This is a genomic window from Xanthomonas sp. WHRI 7065 (genome assembly GCF_040203115.2).
Classification (GTDB): Bacteria; Pseudomonadota; Gammaproteobacteria; order Xanthomonadales; family Xanthomonadaceae; genus Xanthomonas; species Xanthomonas arboricola.
In genome coordinates this window covers 2,601,515-2,620,087 of record NZ_CP168194.1, presented here as the reverse complement: position 1 = coordinate 2,620,087, position 18,573 = coordinate 2,601,515, and the positions used below count along the sequence as shown (strand labels likewise).

At 65.4% G+C, this 18,573-nt stretch carries 9 protein-coding genes; 4 read left to right on the top strand and 5 right to left on the bottom strand.

Annotated elements, in window-relative coordinates; genetic code table 11:
• Nucleotides 1–601: 601 nt before the first annotated feature.
• Together ABQY64_RS10945 and ABQY64_RS10940 are read right to left on the bottom strand one after the other, a co-directional pair.
• Nucleotides 602–1,450 carry a 4'-phosphopantetheinyl transferase superfamily protein gene (locus ABQY64_RS10945; protein WP_104573369.1) on the bottom strand — a complete coding sequence of 283 codons (849 nt, stop codon included), beginning with the start codon at nucleotides 1,448–1,450 and terminating at the stop codon, nucleotides 602–604.
• A gap of 126 nt (nucleotides 1,451–1,576) precedes the next feature.
• Nucleotides 1,577–2,317, bottom strand: coding sequence for a formyltransferase family protein (locus tag ABQY64_RS10940; protein ID WP_154832049.1), 741 nt, complete (start codon nucleotides 2,315–2,317; stop codon nucleotides 1,577–1,579).
• Between the two features lie 245 nt (nucleotides 2,318–2,562).
• Between ABQY64_RS10940 and ABQY64_RS10935 the strand changes: the two genes are divergently transcribed.
• The 3 genes from ABQY64_RS10935 (at nucleotide 2,563) to ABQY64_RS10925 (ending at nucleotide 9,124) form a co-directional block, all read left to right on the top strand.
• Entirely contained in the window at nucleotides 2,563–4,653 is a 2,091-nt protein-coding gene (locus ABQY64_RS10935; RefSeq protein WP_349780593.1) for a hypothetical protein, read from the top strand.
• Nucleotides 4,654–4,772: 119 nt separating this feature from the next.
• Nucleotides 4,773–5,930 (top strand): hypothetical protein, encoded by a 1,158-nt coding sequence (locus ABQY64_RS10930; RefSeq protein ID WP_349780592.1) that lies wholly within the window; start codon nucleotides 4,773–4,775, stop codon nucleotides 5,928–5,930.
• The gene (locus ABQY64_RS10925; RefSeq protein ID WP_349780591.1) at nucleotides 5,930–9,124 is read left to right on the top strand and encodes an amino acid adenylation domain-containing protein; all 3,195 of its coding nucleotides are present in this window, start codon (nucleotides 5,930–5,932) and stop codon (nucleotides 9,122–9,124) included. The genes ABQY64_RS10930 and ABQY64_RS10925 overlap by 1 nt, the downstream gene beginning before the upstream one ends.
• A gap of 99 nt (nucleotides 9,125–9,223) precedes the next feature.
• On the opposite strand, the gene ABQY64_RS10920 is transcribed toward ABQY64_RS10925, so the two are convergent.
• The 3 genes from ABQY64_RS10920 to panD form a co-directional block, all read right to left on the bottom strand.
• The gene (locus ABQY64_RS10920; protein ID WP_146097910.1) at nucleotides 9,224–10,225 is read right to left on the bottom strand and encodes a hypothetical protein; all 1,002 of its coding nucleotides are present in this window, start codon (nucleotides 10,223–10,225) and stop codon (nucleotides 9,224–9,226) included.
• A gap of 80 nt (nucleotides 10,226–10,305) precedes the next feature.
• Nucleotides 10,306–11,208 carry an ACP S-malonyltransferase gene (gene fabD, locus ABQY64_RS10915; RefSeq protein ID WP_154832044.1) on the bottom strand — a complete coding sequence of 301 codons (903 nt, stop codon included), beginning with the start codon at nucleotides 11,206–11,208 and terminating at the stop codon, nucleotides 10,306–10,308.
• On the bottom strand, nucleotides 11,195–11,545 hold the full coding sequence (panD, locus tag ABQY64_RS10910) for an aspartate 1-decarboxylase (protein ID WP_102251983.1): 351 nt from the start codon (nucleotides 11,543–11,545) through the stop codon (nucleotides 11,195–11,197). Before panD ends, fabD begins: the two co-directional genes overlap by 14 nt.
• 354 nt (nucleotides 11,546–11,899) lie before the next feature.
• On the opposite strand from panD, the gene ABQY64_RS10905 reads away from it, so the two are divergent.
• Nucleotides 11,900–18,487, top strand: coding sequence for an amino acid adenylation domain-containing protein (locus ABQY64_RS10905; protein ID WP_349780590.1), 6,588 nt, complete (start codon nucleotides 11,900–11,902; stop codon nucleotides 18,485–18,487).
• The last annotated feature ends 86 nt before the right edge of the window (nucleotides 18,488–18,573 follow it).

Here is an 18,573-nt window from a genome sequence, read left to right as displayed (position 1 = left end):
ATTTTTGATCGAAGTAGTGCTTGATACGGATTGCTATTTGACATATCACTCTCGAGTGACCGACAACAATTGCATCGCTTAAATGAGGCATTACGCGGATTTCGCCGATTCGGTATTGGCGTGGAATAAGAAGAATCCTAAATGCATTCGCCAAAACGGCCGCAGCGCTTGAAGGTATGGACAGCCTTAGTAGCTACATCTATTACTGCCATCACTGCTCCGCCAAGCGATCCTGCGATGGCTGCGGGACCACGGCTATCAGCATCATCGCACTCTTTACTTGGCGCTCATTCATTCCCATTGCTTTGAAATCTGGTATGTCATTCATAATCTTGGATCCAAGAACCTTTGCGGCGGCACCTTTAAACCGGAGAATTTTCTCGCCTATGACGACGGCTCTTCTTTCGCACCTGTGAGACGGAGCGCCGCCTGACCGCGCAGCCGGAACCAGGATTGTTATATCGGGAATGAAGCAAATACGGTCGCTTAAGCGCCGCCACGCCTTAGATGGGCACAGCAATTCTCGCCTCCGGTCTCACGCCGGGAGCGGCGGCAGTCGAATACAGCATCGGCAACGGGGAGAAGGTCAAAAAATTTTGATTCAGTTATCGTGCAAGCGCCGTGTCGGGAGAAGCGCTACGGTACGCTCTTGCAGCGTCGTCGATAACTCTCGCACACAGACCTGGGTCGGTGCGCTGGTGTCGCGCTGGGCGCATAGCGCCAGCAGGTAGTGCGGCTGTGGACGGTACTGCCACAGGCTCCAAAGCGCCGCGTCGTCGTCGAGTTCAGGTCGTACGCTCAGGCGCACCGTGCCGCACTGCGGGTAGTCGAAGCTGAAATGATCCAACGGCAGAGACAGGCCCATGCCACGCGCCTTGATATAGGCCTCCTTGAAGGTCCAATACTCGAAGAATCTGTCCTGCTGTTGCGCTACGGGCATTTGCGCCAGCGCCGCGACTTCTTCGGGGGCCAAAAAGTGATGCGCGATGTCGAGCGATACCTCGCGATGGCTCACGTGCTCCACGTCAATGCCGATCTCGCGCTCTCGCGTCACAGCCAATGCGATCAGGCCATAGGTATGAGAGAGATTGAAGCGCAGTTCCGCTCCGGCCTGTCCCTGCGTCGCTTCGATATGTGGCCTGCCGTAGGCATTTGTGCCGAACCGCCACTGGGCCGGTGCAACCGGCACATAACGCGAAAGCGTAGCGCGCACCAGAGCGCGGGTCAGCAGATAGCGCTTGCGGTCATCGGCGAAGTAGAAACGTGGTTCTTGCGCGCGCTCGGCCGGATTCAGCCACTGGCGCATGCGCGTCAACAGCGCCTCATCGTCGATCCGATCGTAACGCAACAGCCACAGATCGATGCGGTTGCTGCTTGCGCTCAGGCTAGGGGCGCCGATACCTGGGAATGGCGTAACCTGGATGGGGCTGCTCTCGGTATCGGTTGTCATGATCAGGTCTCGGCGACGCACAGCAAATACTGCGCGGCAATGCGGGTGTCATGCGGGGTATTGACATGACAAACGCCGTCAATGGCCGCGAGCGCAGAGACGGCGGGGTGTCGCTGCACGAGTCGATCAGGCCTTGGCGACGGTCGCGTTATGGTAGCCTCGCGCAGGTTTCGCCGTCGTTGCGACCAGTGAATGAAGGCGCGGGAAATAAGGCCGGTATTTGCCAAGCCGCGCCGCGCGCCTGCGCACGTCCGCACCGGCCGCAGCGTACAGTTTGGCGAGTTGGTCGTAGCTGACCGCAGTGGCGGCAACTTCGACCGCGCGCGACTGGAACGCCCCTTGCGCGAGCGCGAGCACGTTGCGTTCGAAAATCTGCCGGCAACAACGCAAGGCCAGGTCCATGACCTCACCGAAGCCGTCCTGCGGGAGGATGTCGAAGACCCGCTGCTCGACCACTGGACCGCAATCGACACGTTGCCCCGGCAGGATCCGGTGCAGGGTCACCCCATACTCCTCCTCGTCCCTGCACAGCGCGGCGAACACGCAGGCTTCGGCGGCACCACGGTAGCGCTGAACCAGGCCGTTGTGGATGTTGAAAAAGCTGGCGTCGGACGCAAGCAGCTTGTCGCTGAAAAGATGCCGGTTGTTGATCGACACCACCGTTTCGCCTTTGGCGAACTTCAGCACGCGGGCGAGATCGGCATCGGGATTACCGTTTTGGACGATCTTGATGCCGGATTGATGCAGTGCGCCGGGCAAGTGTTCGCCGGGCGGACAAGACACCGCGCGCACCTCTAGCCCGACGGATTGCGCGTAATACACAGCGTGACGAAGAAGAGCTCCGCTTCCGACGAAAATCATGTGCATAGACCGTTGGTTGGCGTTGACTGCAATCGGCTTAGCGGATCGAGCATCGCAGTCACCGTGCGCCTGCGGCGCGCCGAGCCAGGCAGTCTGCGGCCCGCTCCGTCGCCCACGTAGTGTATACAACTGCAGCCACGCTGATGATGCTCAATGTCGGTCTGGACCGGTCGCCGCTAGGCTTGACTGGATCGGGCGTCTGTGAGATACCCAAACCGATTGCGATGAAGGAATAAGCGCACGGAGCGGCCATGAATTTCGATGAATCCGTCGAAGACGTTGAAAGGATCCTTTGGCGCGATCCCAGCGGTGTGTTCTGCAAGATGGACGCGCGATCGCAGGCTGACTACCGCTGGCTGGTCGATCGATGGAGCGCTCGTTCGGGCCTCAGCCCCTGCGCTATCGCCAATCTCGCGCTGGAACTGGCGCAGCGCAACTGTCTGCTCGCCGGCGTCGCCGATCGCCGATCACATATCGGCTACTACTTCACCGGCAAGGGACTGCTGGCGCTCTCGGCGCAAGCCCAGTTGCGCCTGTCGTGGCGCGAACAAATTCGTCATGAACAACCGTCCTGGCTACTACCCGCCTACACCGGGCTGATCGCGGCCATTGCGGTGATCTATGCGCTCGCATTGATCGGTTCTTTTTCGTTCGCGCTTTCATCCGCCTGGACCGTGGTCCTTGGCGTGGCGGTGGCGATCTACGGGTTTTGCCTGCTTCCGTCCTGGATCGTGGGCCTGCTTTACAGCCAGTTCGAGCCCTATCCCCTGCCCCGCCTGGACTTCAGCGCCGGCATCGGTGAGGACCACAAGACATTGGTGGTCGTTCCGTGCCTGTTGTCCTCGACCGATGTCGTTCGCAGGCTCGGCGAGACCCTTGAAGGCCTGCACATCGACAACCGGGGGTGCGGTGCTAGCTTCGCGCTGTTGTCCGATTTCGTCGATGCGCATTCGCAACTCATGGACGACGATGAAATCCTAATCCAGGAAGCTATGGGTCAGATCGACCGCCTGAACGCGCACTATGGCGGCGGCTTCGTTCTGCTGCATCGGCCTCGGCGATGGAATCCGGGCGAAGGCTGCTGGATGGGATGGGAGCGCAAGCGAGGCAAGCTCGAAGAGCTCAACGCCTTGCTGGTCGAACCCAATGCAGCCGATGCGTTCCAGCTGATCCACGGCGACACCGGCAAGCTGTCGGGCGTTCAATTCGTGGTGACGCTGGACGAGGACGACACCCAGCTGGCGCCCGGATCGATCGAAAAACTTGCCAGTTCGCTGGCCCATCCGCTCAATCGACCCGAACTGTCCGAGCAGCGCGATGCCGTCGTGGCGGGTTACGGCGTACTGCAACCCCGGCCGATGCTGGCGCTGCCGAAGGGTTGCGCCCCCAATCGCCTCGAATTGCTGGTCAACATGCTGGTCGACATGGCCGCCGGGCCGCCGCGTGTCGATAGGGCGCCGCACAACCTCGACCAGGACATGTTCGGCGAGGTCGGCTATATCGGCAAAGGCATCTACGACGTGCACGTGTTCCATCGGCTGCTGGGCGGGCGCATCGCTGAGAACTCCATACTGAGCCACGATCTGCTGGAAGGCGCATTCGTGCGTTCGGCCTGCGTGGGCGATGTCATCCTGCCGGTGTCGTTGCTGACCTACCATGCGAACTCGCAGCGCAATCACCGCTGGATGCGCGGCGACTGGCAATTGCTGCCATGGCTGTTCGGCGTCGCGCGCGCTCCCAGGGGCGAGCGCGTCGCCGCACCGCCGTTTGCGCGCTGGAAAATCGGCCAGAACGCCGTTCGCATGCTGCTGCCAGCGGCTGCGCTGGTATGCCTGGTGCTCGGCTGGATGACATGTGCCACGCCCGTCTACTGGACGCTAGCCGTGCTGGCCACCGCCTGGGCGCCCTCACTGGTCGAAATCGTGTACGTGCTGCTGAAAAGATTCCGCTTGGGCAATCTGCTGTCGATGTGCCGATGGATCGGCACCTGGGTGCTGATGAAATCGGCCGGCCTGATTTTCCTGATCCATGAAGCACAGGTCTTGCTGGATGCGATCGTACGGGCGAGTTTTCGCATGATCGTCTCCAAACGCAAGATGCTGGAATGGCGAGCGTCGAGTAGCTTGACCTCGCAAGGCTCGCCCGGCTTGCTGGCGTATTACCGGAGCATGGGGCTGTCGCCGTTGCTGGCATTGGCCATTGCCGCAGCCGTTCGGGTATTGAATCCGAACGCGCTGCCGGCGGCGCTGCCGTTCGTGATCACCTGGCTCTTTGCACCCCTCATCGTCTGGTGGTTGAGCCAGACCCCGCTGTCCCCGGGCGACCCGCCCCAACCCGCCTAGCACCGCATACCGTGTCGCGCGATCCAATCCCGTCGCGGTGTCGGCCGAATTTCACGCAGATGCGCGCGCCACGCCACATTCACGGTGCGAACCGCGACGAAAGAAACGAAACGATGCCCTTGAGTCCCGATACCAGGCAACCCGCGCCGCATTCGCACTCGCTGACGTTCGATGCGAATCCAGCCTACAAAGCGTATCTGGACACGGCGTTCGCGCTCGGCATTCTGGCCACGGACCTGGACGTACGCAATCTGCTGTCGCGTTACTACCTCAATCTCGGCGCGCCCACCGACCAGGCTGCGCACCAGCCGGGGGCGTGCCAGTTGTACATCACCCCCTGGAACACGATCGCCAGGTTCTGCACGTTCGGCTTGTTACGCGAGCGGTTGCCGCCGTTCGACATCGGCCAGGCCAGTCGGGCGGCGATCGTCGAATGGGCCGTGCACATGTTGTCGCGCGGTATCTATGTCTACGCGACCGTCAACGATTGCTTCATTCCCGGCACTCGCGCACATGCGGCGCGCGAGGCGTACAACCACCCTTGCCTGGTGACCGCTTGCGACAGGGCTGCACAGACGTTCACGGTGTCCACTTATCTGGCCGATGGCACTTACGGTTCGACATTGGTCAGCTACGCGGCCCTGTCGCGCGCGTTCACTGAGCGCGGCGATCCGCGACGGATGTCGGACTTGCATTTCTACGAGCCGGTTTTGCATGGAATCGTGCGAGCCGATACGCCGTTCGGGCTGCAGGTGTTCGATCCGCTCGCGACCGCGAGCGCAATGGTCAACTACGTGGAATGCCGTCTCGATAAATACGCCACTTGCGAGCAGGAGGTCTACGGGCTCAATGCGGTCGCCGCGTTTGTGCAACGCCTGGCCTTGGCTATTCGCGCCGGAGACGAACTGGATCTGCGCGGTACCCGGACCTTGATGGAGCATCGGAGGATCCTGGTCAGCGTGCTCGACTACGCGCGCGAGCAATTGCAGCTGGCCGATCTGGAACGGATCGAGCGTGCGTTCAAGGCGTTGGAGTCGTGGGCCGCTACCCTGCATTCGCTGGCCTTCGATCATCAGCAGACGCGCGGCGCCGCACGTGGCCGCGGCGGAGAAGCGCGGTTGTTGAAACACATCGGCGAGATCGGCCGGATGGTGCGAATGGACAAACGCGCATCGCTGGATTTCATCGACGCGCTGATTCCGCTCGACTTGCGCGACGTCGCGGCGCGCGCAGGCCGCTCCGATCCGGGCAGGATATGGCAACGGAGGCCCGGATAATGGCGCGGATGGAATCGAACGCGTCAACGAATGCCAACGACAGGTTGATGGGGCCGTTGACGTTCTCGCAGAGGAAGATATGGCTTACCGACCAGATCGCTGGTGATACGGCCAAACACGGCGCGGGTACGCGACGGCATACGGTGCAACTGCGCTTCCACGGACGGATCGACACCGCGATCCTGGGGACGGCGCTGGCGGTCCTTATCCAGCGGCATGCGGTGCTGAGGACGACCTTCCACAGCGACGGCGGAGATCCTTATCAGCGGATCTGGCCCGCCCCGCCACAGGTGTTCTTTCCCGAGCTGGACTGGGGGGATGTTTCCGCCGCAACGCTGGAGCGCCGGATTCGCCGCTTCATGGCCGATGACGCCGGCAAGCCGTTCAACCTGAGCCGGGGGGCGCTGGGACGCTGCGTGTTGATCAGGAAAGGCGACGGCCAAGCCGACTTGGTGCTGACGTTGCACCGGATCATCGTCGACGACCGCTCGGTGGGCATCCTCGCCGACGATCTGATGACGATCTACGCAACGACGGCACAAGGCTGCTCGCTTGAGGACGAGCGGCCGCAGGCGCAGCTCGTCGACGCAGCGCTACAGCAGTGGCAGCATGCTGAGGCCCATGACGTGCGCGAGCGCCTGTGCTTCTGGCAGGAACATCTGCGCGGCGCGCCGGCCTGCGCCGAGCTGGAAACTGACGCTTCCGCTGCGACCGGTGTCGGTAACCGGCTTGGAAGCGTGCGCGTGCCGCTGGGCGCGGCGATCGCGGACGATCTCGCCCGCACCTCGACAGGGGCGGGCCTTGCGATCCACGTGCCGTTGATCGCAGCCTGGGCCGTGCTGCTGTCCAAGCTGGGCGCGGCCAGTAATATCGCCATGGGTTTGCTGTTACCGCGTCACCGCGCCGGCGGCGTGGTCGGCCCACTCGACGAGATCGTGCCGTTCCAGGTCCGCGCCTGCGATTTGGCCAGCATCGACGACCTGCTAGCCAGGATCGGCGGCGATCTCGCCGCGATCGAGGCGATGGCGAGCACGCCGAGCGAATGGATCCTGGGCAATACCGAGCACGGCATGGCGGACGCGGTACTGGATCGGGTCATGGTCCATCTGGACACCAGCGTTGCTCATCGGTCGCCGTCGCCGCACCTGTCGTTACGCTCACAACAGCCGCCGCCGCTTTACTCGGCCTCGTTCGGCGTAGCCTTGCGCATTCGCGCGATCGACGGTAGGCCAACGGCAGAGCTGATCTACGCCGCGCGCAAGTTTCGCAACACCAGCATGCAACAGCTGGCGGCGCGGCTGGCCCATGTGGCCGGATCCATCGCCGGCGATGGCCAACGCTGCGCCGGCAGCCTGCCGCTGTTGTCCCCGCAGCAGCAGCGTCGTGTCGTGGCCATGTTCAACGCGCGCAAACCGCCGAGCGAGCGCAACTTGCTGCTGCACCAGTTGTTCGAGCAGCAGGTGCGTCGCCGCCCGGACCATCCCGCGCTGAAGTTCGGCGATGCGTCAACGAGCTATCGCGATCTGAATGCGCGGGCCAACCGGCTCGCGCACTACCTGCGCGCCCAGGGGGTCGCGACGGAGGATCGCGTGGCGGTGTGCATGCCGCGCGGCCAGGACATGATCGTGGCGATGCTTGGCGTGCTGAAGGCCGGCGCCGCTTACGTGCCCCTGGATCCCGCGCTTCCCGACGATCGCCTGCGCCACATTATCGAGGACAGCGGCGCGGTCGCGGCAATCGCGCCGCGGTCGCTAGCCAGTCTGTGCAAACGCGCGCGCCTGCCCAGGATCGACCTGAAGCAAGGCGCCAGCGCTGCCGCGATCGCCATCGCTTCCGCACGCGCTCCCCGCCTGTCTGCGTCACGGCTAGGCCCCGGCAACCTTGCTTATGTGATCTATACCTCAGGCTCCACAGGACTTCCCAAGGGCGTGCTGGTCGAACACGCCAGCGCCGTCAGTTCTACCCGCGCACGCCAGCGCTACTACTGCTGCATCGGCCGGGCCTTGCTGATTTCGCCGATTTCCTTCGATAGCTCGATCGCCGTGGTCTACGGCGCTCTCGCCACCGGCGGCACCCTGGTGATCGCCTCGGACGCAGCGGCGCGTGACGCGCGCGCACTTGCGCGCAAGATCGTGTCCGAGGACATCGACTATGTCCTTACCGTGCCGGAGTTCCTGCGCCAGATACTCCATGAGCTCGGTGGCCTTCGCGGCGTGAACCCGGCGCTGCGATTGGTCACCGCGGGCGATGCGTGTCCGCGATCGCTGGTCGATGCAGCGCGTTCGCTTTCGCTGAGGCTGTACAACGAGTACGGGCCGACCGAGGCGACGGTATGGGCCAGCGTCCACGACTGCAGCGAGCTGGGCGCGCGCGCCGTCGTCCCGATCGGCCGGCCGATCGACACGGCGAGAATCTATATTCTCGATGCCTACGGATTGCCGGTCGCAGTCGGGATGATCGGCGAAATATGCATCGGCGGCGACGGCGTGGCCCGCGGCTACATGCATCGACCAGGCCTGACCGGCGAGCAATTCGTCGACGACCCGTTCGTTCGCGGTGTCACCGGTCGCATGTACCGCACCGGCGATCTGGGCCGCTGGCTGCCGAGTGGGCACGTGGAATTTTGCGGGCGCCGCGATTCGCAGGTGAAGCTGCGCGGCTACCGCATCGAACTGGAGGAGATCGAGGCGCATCTGGCCGCGATCGCCGCGGTCGAGGCGGCTGCGGTGCGCCTGGAGCAGACCGGTGCGAACTCGCAGCGCCTGGTCGCCTACATCGTCTGCAAGGACCACGTGCGCTTCCAGCCGGCCGCGTTCCAGGCGCAGCTGTCGCTCGGCCTGCCCGCCTACATGGTGCCGGCTGCCTACGTGCAGCTGAAATCTTTCCCGCTCACGCCCAACGGCAAGATCGACCGCGCAGCCTTGCCTAGGGCGGCCGAGAAGACCGTTGCCCGCGGTGGGTACTTGGCGCCGCGCGGAGACATAGAGTTGCGCCTGGCTGCGTTGTGGGCAGGAGTGCTCGTGATCCCGCGCGTCGGCCGGGAGGACAATTTTTTCCAGCTGGGCGGCGACTCGCTGAGTGCGGCCAGGCTGGTCACGTCATGCAGGCAACACGGATGGCGTGTGCGCGTGCACGACCTGTTCCGCTCGCCGACGCTGAAAGAGTTCGCCCGCCGGTTGCGCAGCTCCCGCTAGTCTGACGCCGTCGCACTGCGCCATTGGCCGGCGCGACAAGCGCCCCGCTCCGCGCGCAGATGATGTGCGAACCTTGAGCCGTGCCAGCCGTCTGCGGAGCTAGGACACCATCAGCGCCCGCAGCTTGTCGGCGGCCGCCTGGCGGTCATCGGCGGTTCGGTTGTACAGCTCGCTGTCGCGGTTGACCCGCTCGTAGTTCAAGCGGTGGCGCTTGTAGGTGTCGTCCAGGACCGACTTGTATTCGCTGTAGTGTAGATGGTCGACCAGCACCCCGGAGATGCGGATGATGCGCTGCAGGCGATTGGCGACGTCGAAGATCCAGGCCTCGTTGTACCAGAACTCGAAAATGCCGGGGGTGAAGTAACCCAGCGTCTCGTACCACCTGCGGCTCACGATCGGGAAGTCGCCGCCATCCGGAGGATACTGCCCATCCTCGAAGAACAGTGCGAACACCTCGTCCTCGCGCTCGCCATAGCACTTATCCAGGTGGAAGTCCCAACCGTAATCGATGTACATCTGGTCGTCGTTGGCCATCATCAGCAGATTGCCGCTGCATTTGTCCGCAAGCACGTTCCAGGACCTGGAGACGCTGATCGGCGGGCCCACGATCAGCTCGAGGGCCCTGAAGGCGCTATACGCGGCTCTCATCTTCTCGACCGCGATCCGGTATTGGTCGAGCTGCGGATCGTCGTCGTCCACATAAAACAGCAACTCGACCTGGGACGGATCGGCGCAGGTACGGTGCACGCTCCTGACGAAAAGTTGAACCCGCTTGACCCGGCTACGGGTCGGACACAGCATCGACTTGACCTGCGCGGCCGGGCGATCGGCGCCCACGCGGCGGTGGCGGAACGTGAACGCAATCCTGCTCCAGCGCGTGCGGCAGTCGAGCCTAACGGAGCGGGCGACGCGGCGTACGCTGATGGTGAACGCGAGCGCGCTCATCATCGCGTTGGTGCTCCAGCGCGGCTCGTTCAGCCACTCCACGATCGTTTCATACAGTCGCGGCGACCGCCTTATCGACAGGTGTCCGCCAAGCAAGGCGAGAAATGCGCCTGTTCGCCGTATCAGCTGTCGGACCGGACCGGGTGTGTTGTGCATGCGCAAACCTGCTCAGTTCTGCGGGAAACGGGAGCTCGCCTGATTTCGCCCGCGTCCGGGCCGAGTGGAATCCTTGCAAGCTATCGTGGCGGTGCACTGCGGATTTCGGCCACCATCCTGCCCAGGATCGTGCCGTTGATCTCGACGAATTCCGATACGCCGCGATCGATCAGATAACGGACGCTGTCCAGCCAGCGCACCGGCGTTGCGATCTGCGCCGCGAGCCGCTTGGCGACATCGTCGGCGCCGTAGGGGACGGCATCGGAATTGGCGATGACCGTGCGGCGCGGCGTAGCGTAGTCCAGGCCGTGCGCGAACGTGGCGAACTCCTCGGTCGCCTCGCGCATGTAACGCGAGTGAAACGCGCCGCCGACTTTCAGCGCGATCGCGGCAATCCCTGCGCGCTGCAGCGCCGCGAGCGCGCGTTCGATATCGTCCTTGCGGCCAGACACCACGGTCTGGGTCGGCGTGTTGTAGTTGGCCAGGTCCACGCCATGCAGGCCCTCGCCATCGAGAAACTCGCGCACGCGCGCGGCGTCGATCTGCAATACCGCGGCCATGGCGCCGTCGCGCACGCGGCCCATGATTTCGCCGCGCTTGGCCACCAGGCGCAAGCCGGTCTCGAAATCGAACACGCCCGCCACCTGCAATGCGTTGTATTCGCCCAGGCTATGGCCGAGGGCGTATTCGGCTTCGGCGGCCGGGTCGCCGTCGATGCGCTTGCGCAGAAAGCCAAGCGCACTGACCACATAGAGCGCCGGCTGCGTGTAAACAGTATCGTTGAGCTGCTTGTCCGGATCTTCCAGGCACAAGCGTTCGATCGAATAGCCCAGCACCTCGCTGGCGCGCCGGGTCTGTTGCGGAAACGCGGCGAACAGCGCGCGTCCCATGCCCTTGCTCTGCGAGCCTTGCCCGGGAAACATCACCGCCAGATCGCGGCGCGTACCGATGCGCGCGGCCTGCACCGCCTCAGCCTCGCACACGGTTCTGCGCGTCTACGTGGACCACGCGCGGCTGCAGTGTCCTCGCCTCGGCGTGTTCGAAGGAGCCGAACGCGGCAATGATCAGGATGTCGCCGACCTGCACGCTGCGCGCGGCGCTGCCGTTGACCGAAATCACCCCGCTGCCGGCGTCGCCCTTGAGCGCGTAGGTGACGAAGCGCAGGCCGTTGGACACGTTCCAGGCGTGGATTTGCTCGTAAGGCAGGATGCCAGAGGCGATGAGCAAGTCCTCGTCGATGGCGATCGACCCTTCGTAATGCAGTTCGGCGTGCGTCACCGTGGCCCGATGGATCTTGGCTCTGAGCATCGTAACGTTCATTGCATCTCGTCCTCGCTGAGTGGCTCGCCGATCCTGCGGGCGCAGTGCACGCGACACTGGGTCGCGAATGTAGCACCCCGATCATGCCGATCGAACCGCATCATCGAACCAGGCCGCACGGCGGGCGAAAAGTCGATCGCGGTGCCGCCGTGCGAACTCCGGTCCAGCAACCGGTCGCGGGACGCGAACGCGAGCTGTAGCCCGGCAGGTTCGTGTTATCGTCGTTCGTCAGCAAAAACGGTGCTTCCCATGCAACGGGAAGCGGCTGCTCGGCAGCATAGGCCGCACGGCGGCCGATCGCAACGCGATGAGGCTGTGGTGCAGCGCGGAAACGGATACCGCAGAGGATCAGTCATGACCGGCCCCGCGTCTGAAAATGGCAGCGCCCCCGATCTTGAGCGGTTGCGCAACCGGCTCAAGCAGCGCCTGGGTGGCGCGCGCGCGGCCGATCCGGGCCCGCAGCCCATCGCCCCAGAACGCAGGCCTGCGCAGGTCGGGCTGTCCTGCACCCAGCAACGGCTGTGGTATCTGGATCAGGAAGGCGCGGGCGCGGCATACAACCTCACTGTCGAGGTCCGTTTCACCGGCTCGCTCGATCGTGCCGCGCTGCGATCGGCGCTGTTCGCGTTGATCCAGCGTCACGAACCACTGCGCACGCGCTTTGCGCAGATCGACGGCACGCCGGTGCTGCAGGTGGACGATCACGCGTCGCCGACCTGGATCGAACTCGACTGCGAGCTCGATCCAGGCGCCGAGCGCGAGCGCCGGATCGAGCAGGCGGGGCTGGACGCATCGGCCGTGCCGTTCGCGCTGGACGGCGAGCAGCCGCTGCGTGCGACACTGCTGGTGCTCGACGCCGCCGAGCATGCGTTGTTGCTGACGGTGCACCACATCGTGGCCGACGGTTGGTCCCGCGGGATTCTGTTGCGGGAACTGCTGATCCTGTATCGCGGCCTGGTCGCTCCCGGCATGCCTGCCCTGCCCGCGCTGCCGATCGCCTTCTCGGATTACGCGGTGTGGCAGCAAGCGCAGCTCGATTCCGAAGCGATAGGCGAGCACCTGGCGTACTGGCGCGAACAACTGGCGGATGCGCCGGCGCAGATCACACTGCCGGCCGATCGTCCGCGCCGGCGCTGGTCGAGCTACGGCGGCGACAGCGTGGAGATCGCGTTCGATGCGCACCGGACAGCCGCGATCGAAGCTCTGGCCCGGCGCAGCCAGGCGACCGTGTTCATGATCCTGCAGACGGCCTGGGTCATCGTGCTTTCGCGCCTGTCCGGGCAACAGGACATTGTCGTCGGCACGCCGATCGCGAACCGGCGTTGGCAGGCGGTCGAAGGCTTGGTGGGTTGTCTGCTGAATACGCTCGCGTTGCGCACGCGCATCGACGACGACACCACCGTCAGCGGCCTGATCGAGCGTGTGCGCCAGACGACGCTCGACGCCTACCGGCACCAGGATCTTCCGTTCGAAAAGCTGATCGATGCCGTGCAGCCGGTACGGCGGCCCGGCTGCAGCCCGCTGTTCCAGGTGCTGTTCGGGCTGCAGAACACGCCTGCCGACGAGCTCGCCCTGCCCGGTCTGCGGATTCAGGCCCGGGACGTGCAGAACCGCAGCGCCGTGGTCGACCTGACCTTGTTCCTGCAGCAGACCGAGGCCGGTATCGCCGGCACGCTCAACTATGCGACCGATTTGTTCGAGCGTTCGACCGTCATGGGCTGGGCGGAGTATCTGCAGAACGCCATCGAGGCGATGACGCGGGATCCCGAACAGCTGGTGTCCTGCGTTCCGCTGCAGGACCGTGTCATCGCTAGCGCGGCGCTGCAGCGCCTGAATCCTGCTCCGGCGCCGCTGCCGGCAGATGCCGGCCTCCATCGCCGTTTCGAAATGCAAGCCGCGCGCCTGCCCCACGCCGTGGCGGTGGAGAGCGAAGACGAACGGCTGAGCTATGCTGCTTTGAACGCGCGCGCCAACCGGCTGGCGCATTACCTGTGCGCATGCGGCCTGGCTGCCGGATCGAACGTGCCCGTGCTGATCCCGCGCAGCATCGACATGCTGGTCGCGCAGATCGCCGTCCTCAAGGCCGGATGCAGCTACGTCCCGATCGACCCGGACACCCCGCCCGAGCGGCGGGCGGCGATTCTGCAGGACTGTGGCGCAAGCATGGCCATCACCGCGGCAGGCATCGAGTGCGCGGGAGCGTTGAAGTGGATCGATCCGGTCGCGGCGCAGCAGCTGATCGCCACGCAAGCGTCCACGGACCTGCCCGACCCGCCGACGCCGGCCCGCGTGGCGCCGGCCTACGTGATGTACACCTCAGGTTCGACTGGCGCGCCCAAGGGCGTGGTCGTCAGTCAGCGCGCCGTGCTGTCGCTTTGCGTCGACAACGACTACATCGCGATCGAACCGGACGACTGCGTCGCCCATTGCAGCAATCCGGCTTTCGACGCCTCCACCTTCGAAATCTGGGCGCCGTTGTTGAATGGCGCGCGCGTGCTGATCGTGCCGCATCTGACCAGCCTCGATCCTCAGGCGCTCGAACGCATCATCGTCGAACGGCATGTCACCGCGATGTGGCTGACCACCTCGCTGTTCAATCAATGCGTACGCGCGTCGTCGACGCTGTTCGCGCCGCTGCGCTATCTGCTGTTCGGTGGCGAGGCCGCCGATCCTGGCATCGTCGGCCTGCTAGCCGGCAGCGCGAGGGCGCCGCAGCATCTGCTCAACATGTATGGCCCCACCGAGGCGACGACGTTCGCGACCTGTTACGCCGTGCCTGCGACGGCCGCCACCGCGAACGTGGTACCGATTGGGCGGCCGATTTCCTCGGCCAGGATCTACGTGCTGGACGCGCAGCTGGCGCCGGTGCCGGTCGGCGTGGCGGGCGAGCTCTACATCGGCGGCCTGGGCGTTGCCGAGGGCTACCTGAATCAGCCCGAGCTGACCGCCAGGCGTTTTCTGCACGATCCGTTCCTCGGCGATTGCAATGCCGACGACGCAGACCGGCCGGCGACCATGTACCGCAGCGGCGATCGCGCGCGTTGGCGCGCCGATGGACAGATCGAGTACCTGGGCCGGATCGATCAGCAGGTGAAGATCCGCGGTTTCCGAGTCGAGCCCGGCGAGCTCGAAGTGCATCTGATGCAGCACGCGGAGGTAACGCAGGCCGCGGTCGTGGTGGTGGAACCGGTGGCCGGCGAGCGCCAGCTGCTGGCCTATGTCGCCGGCGTGGAGGGGGGCGCCGCGCGCAACCACGACCTCGTCGCCCATTTGCGCGCGCGGCTGCCGGCGTACATGGTGCCGGCCGACATCGTGCACCTGCCGGCTCTGCCGCTGACCGCCAACGGCAAACTCGACCGGCGCGCATTGCCACGCCCGGCCGCTTCCGGGCAGGACATCGCCGCGCACGTGGCGCCGGGCAGTGCGCTGGAATTGGCGTTGTGCGAGCTCTGGCAGTCGGCGCTGGCCTTGCAACGCATCGGCATCGACGACGATTTCTTTCTGCTCGGCGGCAATTCGCTGTCGGCGGTGCGCCTGGTCGGCTTGATCAAGGAGCGGTTCGGGCATGCGGTCACGCTGCAGCAATTCATGCAGGCGCCGACCGTGCACGCGCTCGCGCAGGCGCTGGGCGCAAGCCAGCCCGCGCGCGAACGTCCGATCCAGACGCTGGCGCCGGATCGCGCCGGCCGGTTCGACCCGTTCCCGCTCACGCCGATACAACTGGCCTACTGGGTCGGACGCAGCGGCGTCGCCGAACTCAGCAACGTCGGCGCGCACGCCTACGCCGAGGTCAATGTCGCGGGGCTGCATCCGGCGCGGTTCGATGCGACCTTGAATCGCATGATCGCCCGACACCCGGCGCTGCGCACGGTGGTGCGCCCGGATGCGACCCAGCAGGTGCTGGCGACGGTGCCGGCGTACGCGTCCGTGCTGGACGACTACCGCCACGCCGATCCCGGCCAGCGCCAGGACGGCGTGGCCAACACCCGGGCGGTGATGTCGCACCAGGTGTTCGACGGCATGACCTGGCCGCTGTTCGAGGTACGCATCAGCCGGTTGAGCGACGAGGCGTTCATCATCCACTGCAGCCTGGATGCGCTGGTGCTGGATGCGTCCAGCGCGATGGTGCTGCTCGACGAATTCATCGCCGCCTACCGCGAACCCGACTGCCGTCTGCCGGTGCTGGAATTGACGTTCCGCGATTACGTGCGCGCGCGCGAGGCATTCGCGCAATCCGAACTCTTCCTGGATTCGAAGGCGTACTGGACCGCGCGTGCGGCCGACTTCCCTGCCCGTCCCGACCTGCCGCTGGCGGTCGACCCGGCGCAGATCACCCACCCGCGTTTCGAGCGCCGCAGCTGCGTAGTGCCCGCGCCGCAGTGGCAGGCCCTGCTCGCGCTGGCCAGAACCCACCAGATCACCCCGACCGTGTTGATCCTGGGCTGTTTCGGCGAGGTGCTGTCGCGCTGGGCGCAGCAGCCGCGGTTCGCGCTCAACCTCACCCTGTTCAACCGCATCCCCTTTCATCCGCAGGTGGATGCGTTGATCGGCGACTTCACCACCCTGGTGCTGCTAGAAATGTCCTACGCCGATCGGTCGGTGCCGTTCCTGCAGCGCCTGCGCGCGCACCAGCGGCAGCTGTGGACCGACCTGGAATACCGCTACTTCGACGGCATGGACATGCAGCAGACGCTGCGCCGGGCCGGCGGCGCGGCGACGAGCTATCCGATCGTCGTCACCAGCACGCTCGGCCTGGCGCAGGGGCGCACGCTGGCGTCGCTGCACGACCGCATCGCCGAGGCCGAGGGCTACAGCATCACCCAGACCTCGCAAGTCTGGCTGGATGTGCAGTTGTTCGAGCAGGCCGGTGGATTGCGCTGCAACTGGGACAGTGTGGCCGGGCTGTTCGGCGACGGTGTGCTGGACGCGATGTTCGCGGCGTTCAATGCTCTGCTGGCGCAGTTGCACGATGAGCGCGGCAGCTGGCACCGGCCGGCCAGCGTCGAGCTTTCGCCAGCGCAAATGCGCGCGATCGCCGCATCCAACGCGCCGGTGTCCGATCCGCTGCCGCGGCGGCTGCACGACCCGTTGCTGCGGCAACTGCATCGGCAGGGCGACAAGACCGCGATCCGCTGCCGCGACAAGCGCATCAGCTATGCCGAGCTGGAGCTGCGCAGCCGGGTTCTCGCCAACCGGCTTAAATCCGGTGGCGCCGCGCGCAATCGCCTGATCGCCGTGCTCATGGACAAGGACTGGCGGCAGGTGGTGGCGGTGACCGCGATCCTGCGCGCGGGCGCCGCCTACCTGCCGATCGACGCCGGTCTGCCGCGCGAGCGCATCGCGCTGCTGCTGGACAGCGGCGGTGTCGAGCAGATCGTCGCCTCGCCCGCGGCGGTCGAGCGCTGCCCGCCGGGACCCTTCCGGCTGTACGTGCTGGAAGACGAACCCGGCGCCGCACCGCCCGAATTGTTGCGCGAACCTGCCTGCGACGCACTGCCGGACGACCTGGCCTATGTGATCTTTACCTCCGGATCGACCGGTGTGCCCAAGGGGGTGATGATCGAACATCAGGCCGTGCACAACACCATCGCCGACATCAACCGGCGTTACCGGGTCGACGAGAGCGACTGCGTGTTCGCGTTGTCGAGCCTGAGCTTCGACCTGTCGGTCTACGATATCTTCGGCGTGCTCGGCGCCGGTGGCACGCTGGTGCTGCCCGAGGCGTCGGCGATCCGCGATCCGGCCGCGTGGCGCGAGTTGTTCGCGCTGGCCCAGCGGCACGAACCGATCACGGTCTGGAACACCGTGCCCGCATTGATGCGGATGTTCGTCGACGACCTGCAGGCCGATCCGTATCCCGCGCAGCTGCGGCTGGTGCTGTTGAGCGGCGACTGGATCGCGCTGGACCTGCCGCAGCGCATCCGCGCCGCGATGCCGGCGGCGCAGGTGATCAGCCTGGGTGGCGCGACCGAAGCGTCGATCTGGTCGATCGCCTACCCGATCGCCTCGGTTGCGCCGGAATGGAAGAGCATTCCCTACGGCAAGGCCCTGGAAAACCAGAGCATGCACGTACTGCAAAGCGATCTGGCGCCGGCACCGCTGTGGGTCGCCGGCGACCTGTACATCGGCGGGGTTGGGCTTGCGCGCGGTTACTGGCGCGACGACGCGAGGACCGCGGCGAGCTTCGTGCGGCATCCGCTCACCGGCACGCGCCTGTACCGTACCGGCGATCGCGGTCGCCTGCTGCCCGACGGCAACATCGAGTTCCTCGGCCGCAGCGACTTGCAGGTCAAGATCCGCGGCTATCGGGTCGAACCGGGCGAAATCGAATCGCGCCTGCTTGCCCATCCGCAGGTCGCGCAAGTGGTCGTGCTCGCCCAGCAGGACGCGTCGGGCGAAAAAGCTCTCGCGGCTTACCTGACCTGCACGGGCGCGGCCACGCTCACGGTCGAGACGATACGCGCGCACCTGGCCGAGGCCTTGCCGGCTTACATGATCCCGGGCGTGATCGCGATCATCGACGCGCTGCCGCTGACGCCGAACGGAAAGGTCGACCTCAAGGCCTTGCCCGCGCCGCTCAGCGCAGCCCTGTCGACGCGCAGCTTCCAGCCGCCCGAGGGCGAGATCGAACAGGCCCTGGCCGATATCTGGGCGGCGTTGCTGCAGATCGACCCGATCGGCCGCCACGACCATTTCTTCGAGCTGGGCGGCAACTCGCTGATGGCCGTGCAGCTGGTCGCGCGCATCCGCACCCAACTGGACGTCGAAGCATCGCTTGCCGATGTGTTTTCTGCGCCGCTGCTGGCCGAACTGGCGGAAAAGCTGGTCGACAGGCAGATCGCCGCATACGACCCTGGAGAACTGCTCGACCTGTCGCAGCAGGCAGGCTTGCACGAGCCGTCCAGCGGCACCGGCGGCGTCGCCGATGCGGTCGCATCGTAACCATCCGACGTCCGCGCTGGAGCTTGCGCCGGACCGCGCTGCCGGCGCCACGCGATCGCTGAAGAACGCGCGGCGCCGGCAACCAG

Bases quoted from the DNA above. Each gene is read 5' to 3' on its own strand.
- ABQY64_RS10940 (WP_154832049.1), bottom strand. From the start codon at position 2,317: ATGCACATGATTTTCGTCGGAAGCGGAGCTCTTCTTCGTCACGCTGTG.
- ABQY64_RS10945 (WP_104573369.1), bottom strand. From the start codon at position 1,450: ATGACAACCGATACCGAGAGCAGCCCCATCCAGGTTACGCCATTCCCA.
- ABQY64_RS10920 (WP_146097910.1), bottom strand. From the start codon at position 10,225: ATGCACAACACACCCGGTCCGGTCCGACAGCTGATACGGCGAACAGGC.
- ABQY64_RS10925 (WP_349780591.1), top strand. From the start codon at position 5,930: ATGGCGCGGATGGAATCGAACGCGTCAACGAATGCCAACGACAGGTTG.
- panD (WP_102251983.1), bottom strand. From the start codon at position 11,545: ATGAACGTTACGATGCTCAGAGCCAAGATCCATCGGGCCACGGTGACG.
- ABQY64_RS10905 (WP_349780590.1), top strand. From the start codon at position 11,900: ATGACCGGCCCCGCGTCTGAAAATGGCAGCGCCCCCGATCTTGAGCGG.
- ABQY64_RS10935 (WP_349780593.1), top strand. From the start codon at position 2,563: ATGAATTTCGATGAATCCGTCGAAGACGTTGAAAGGATCCTTTGGCGC.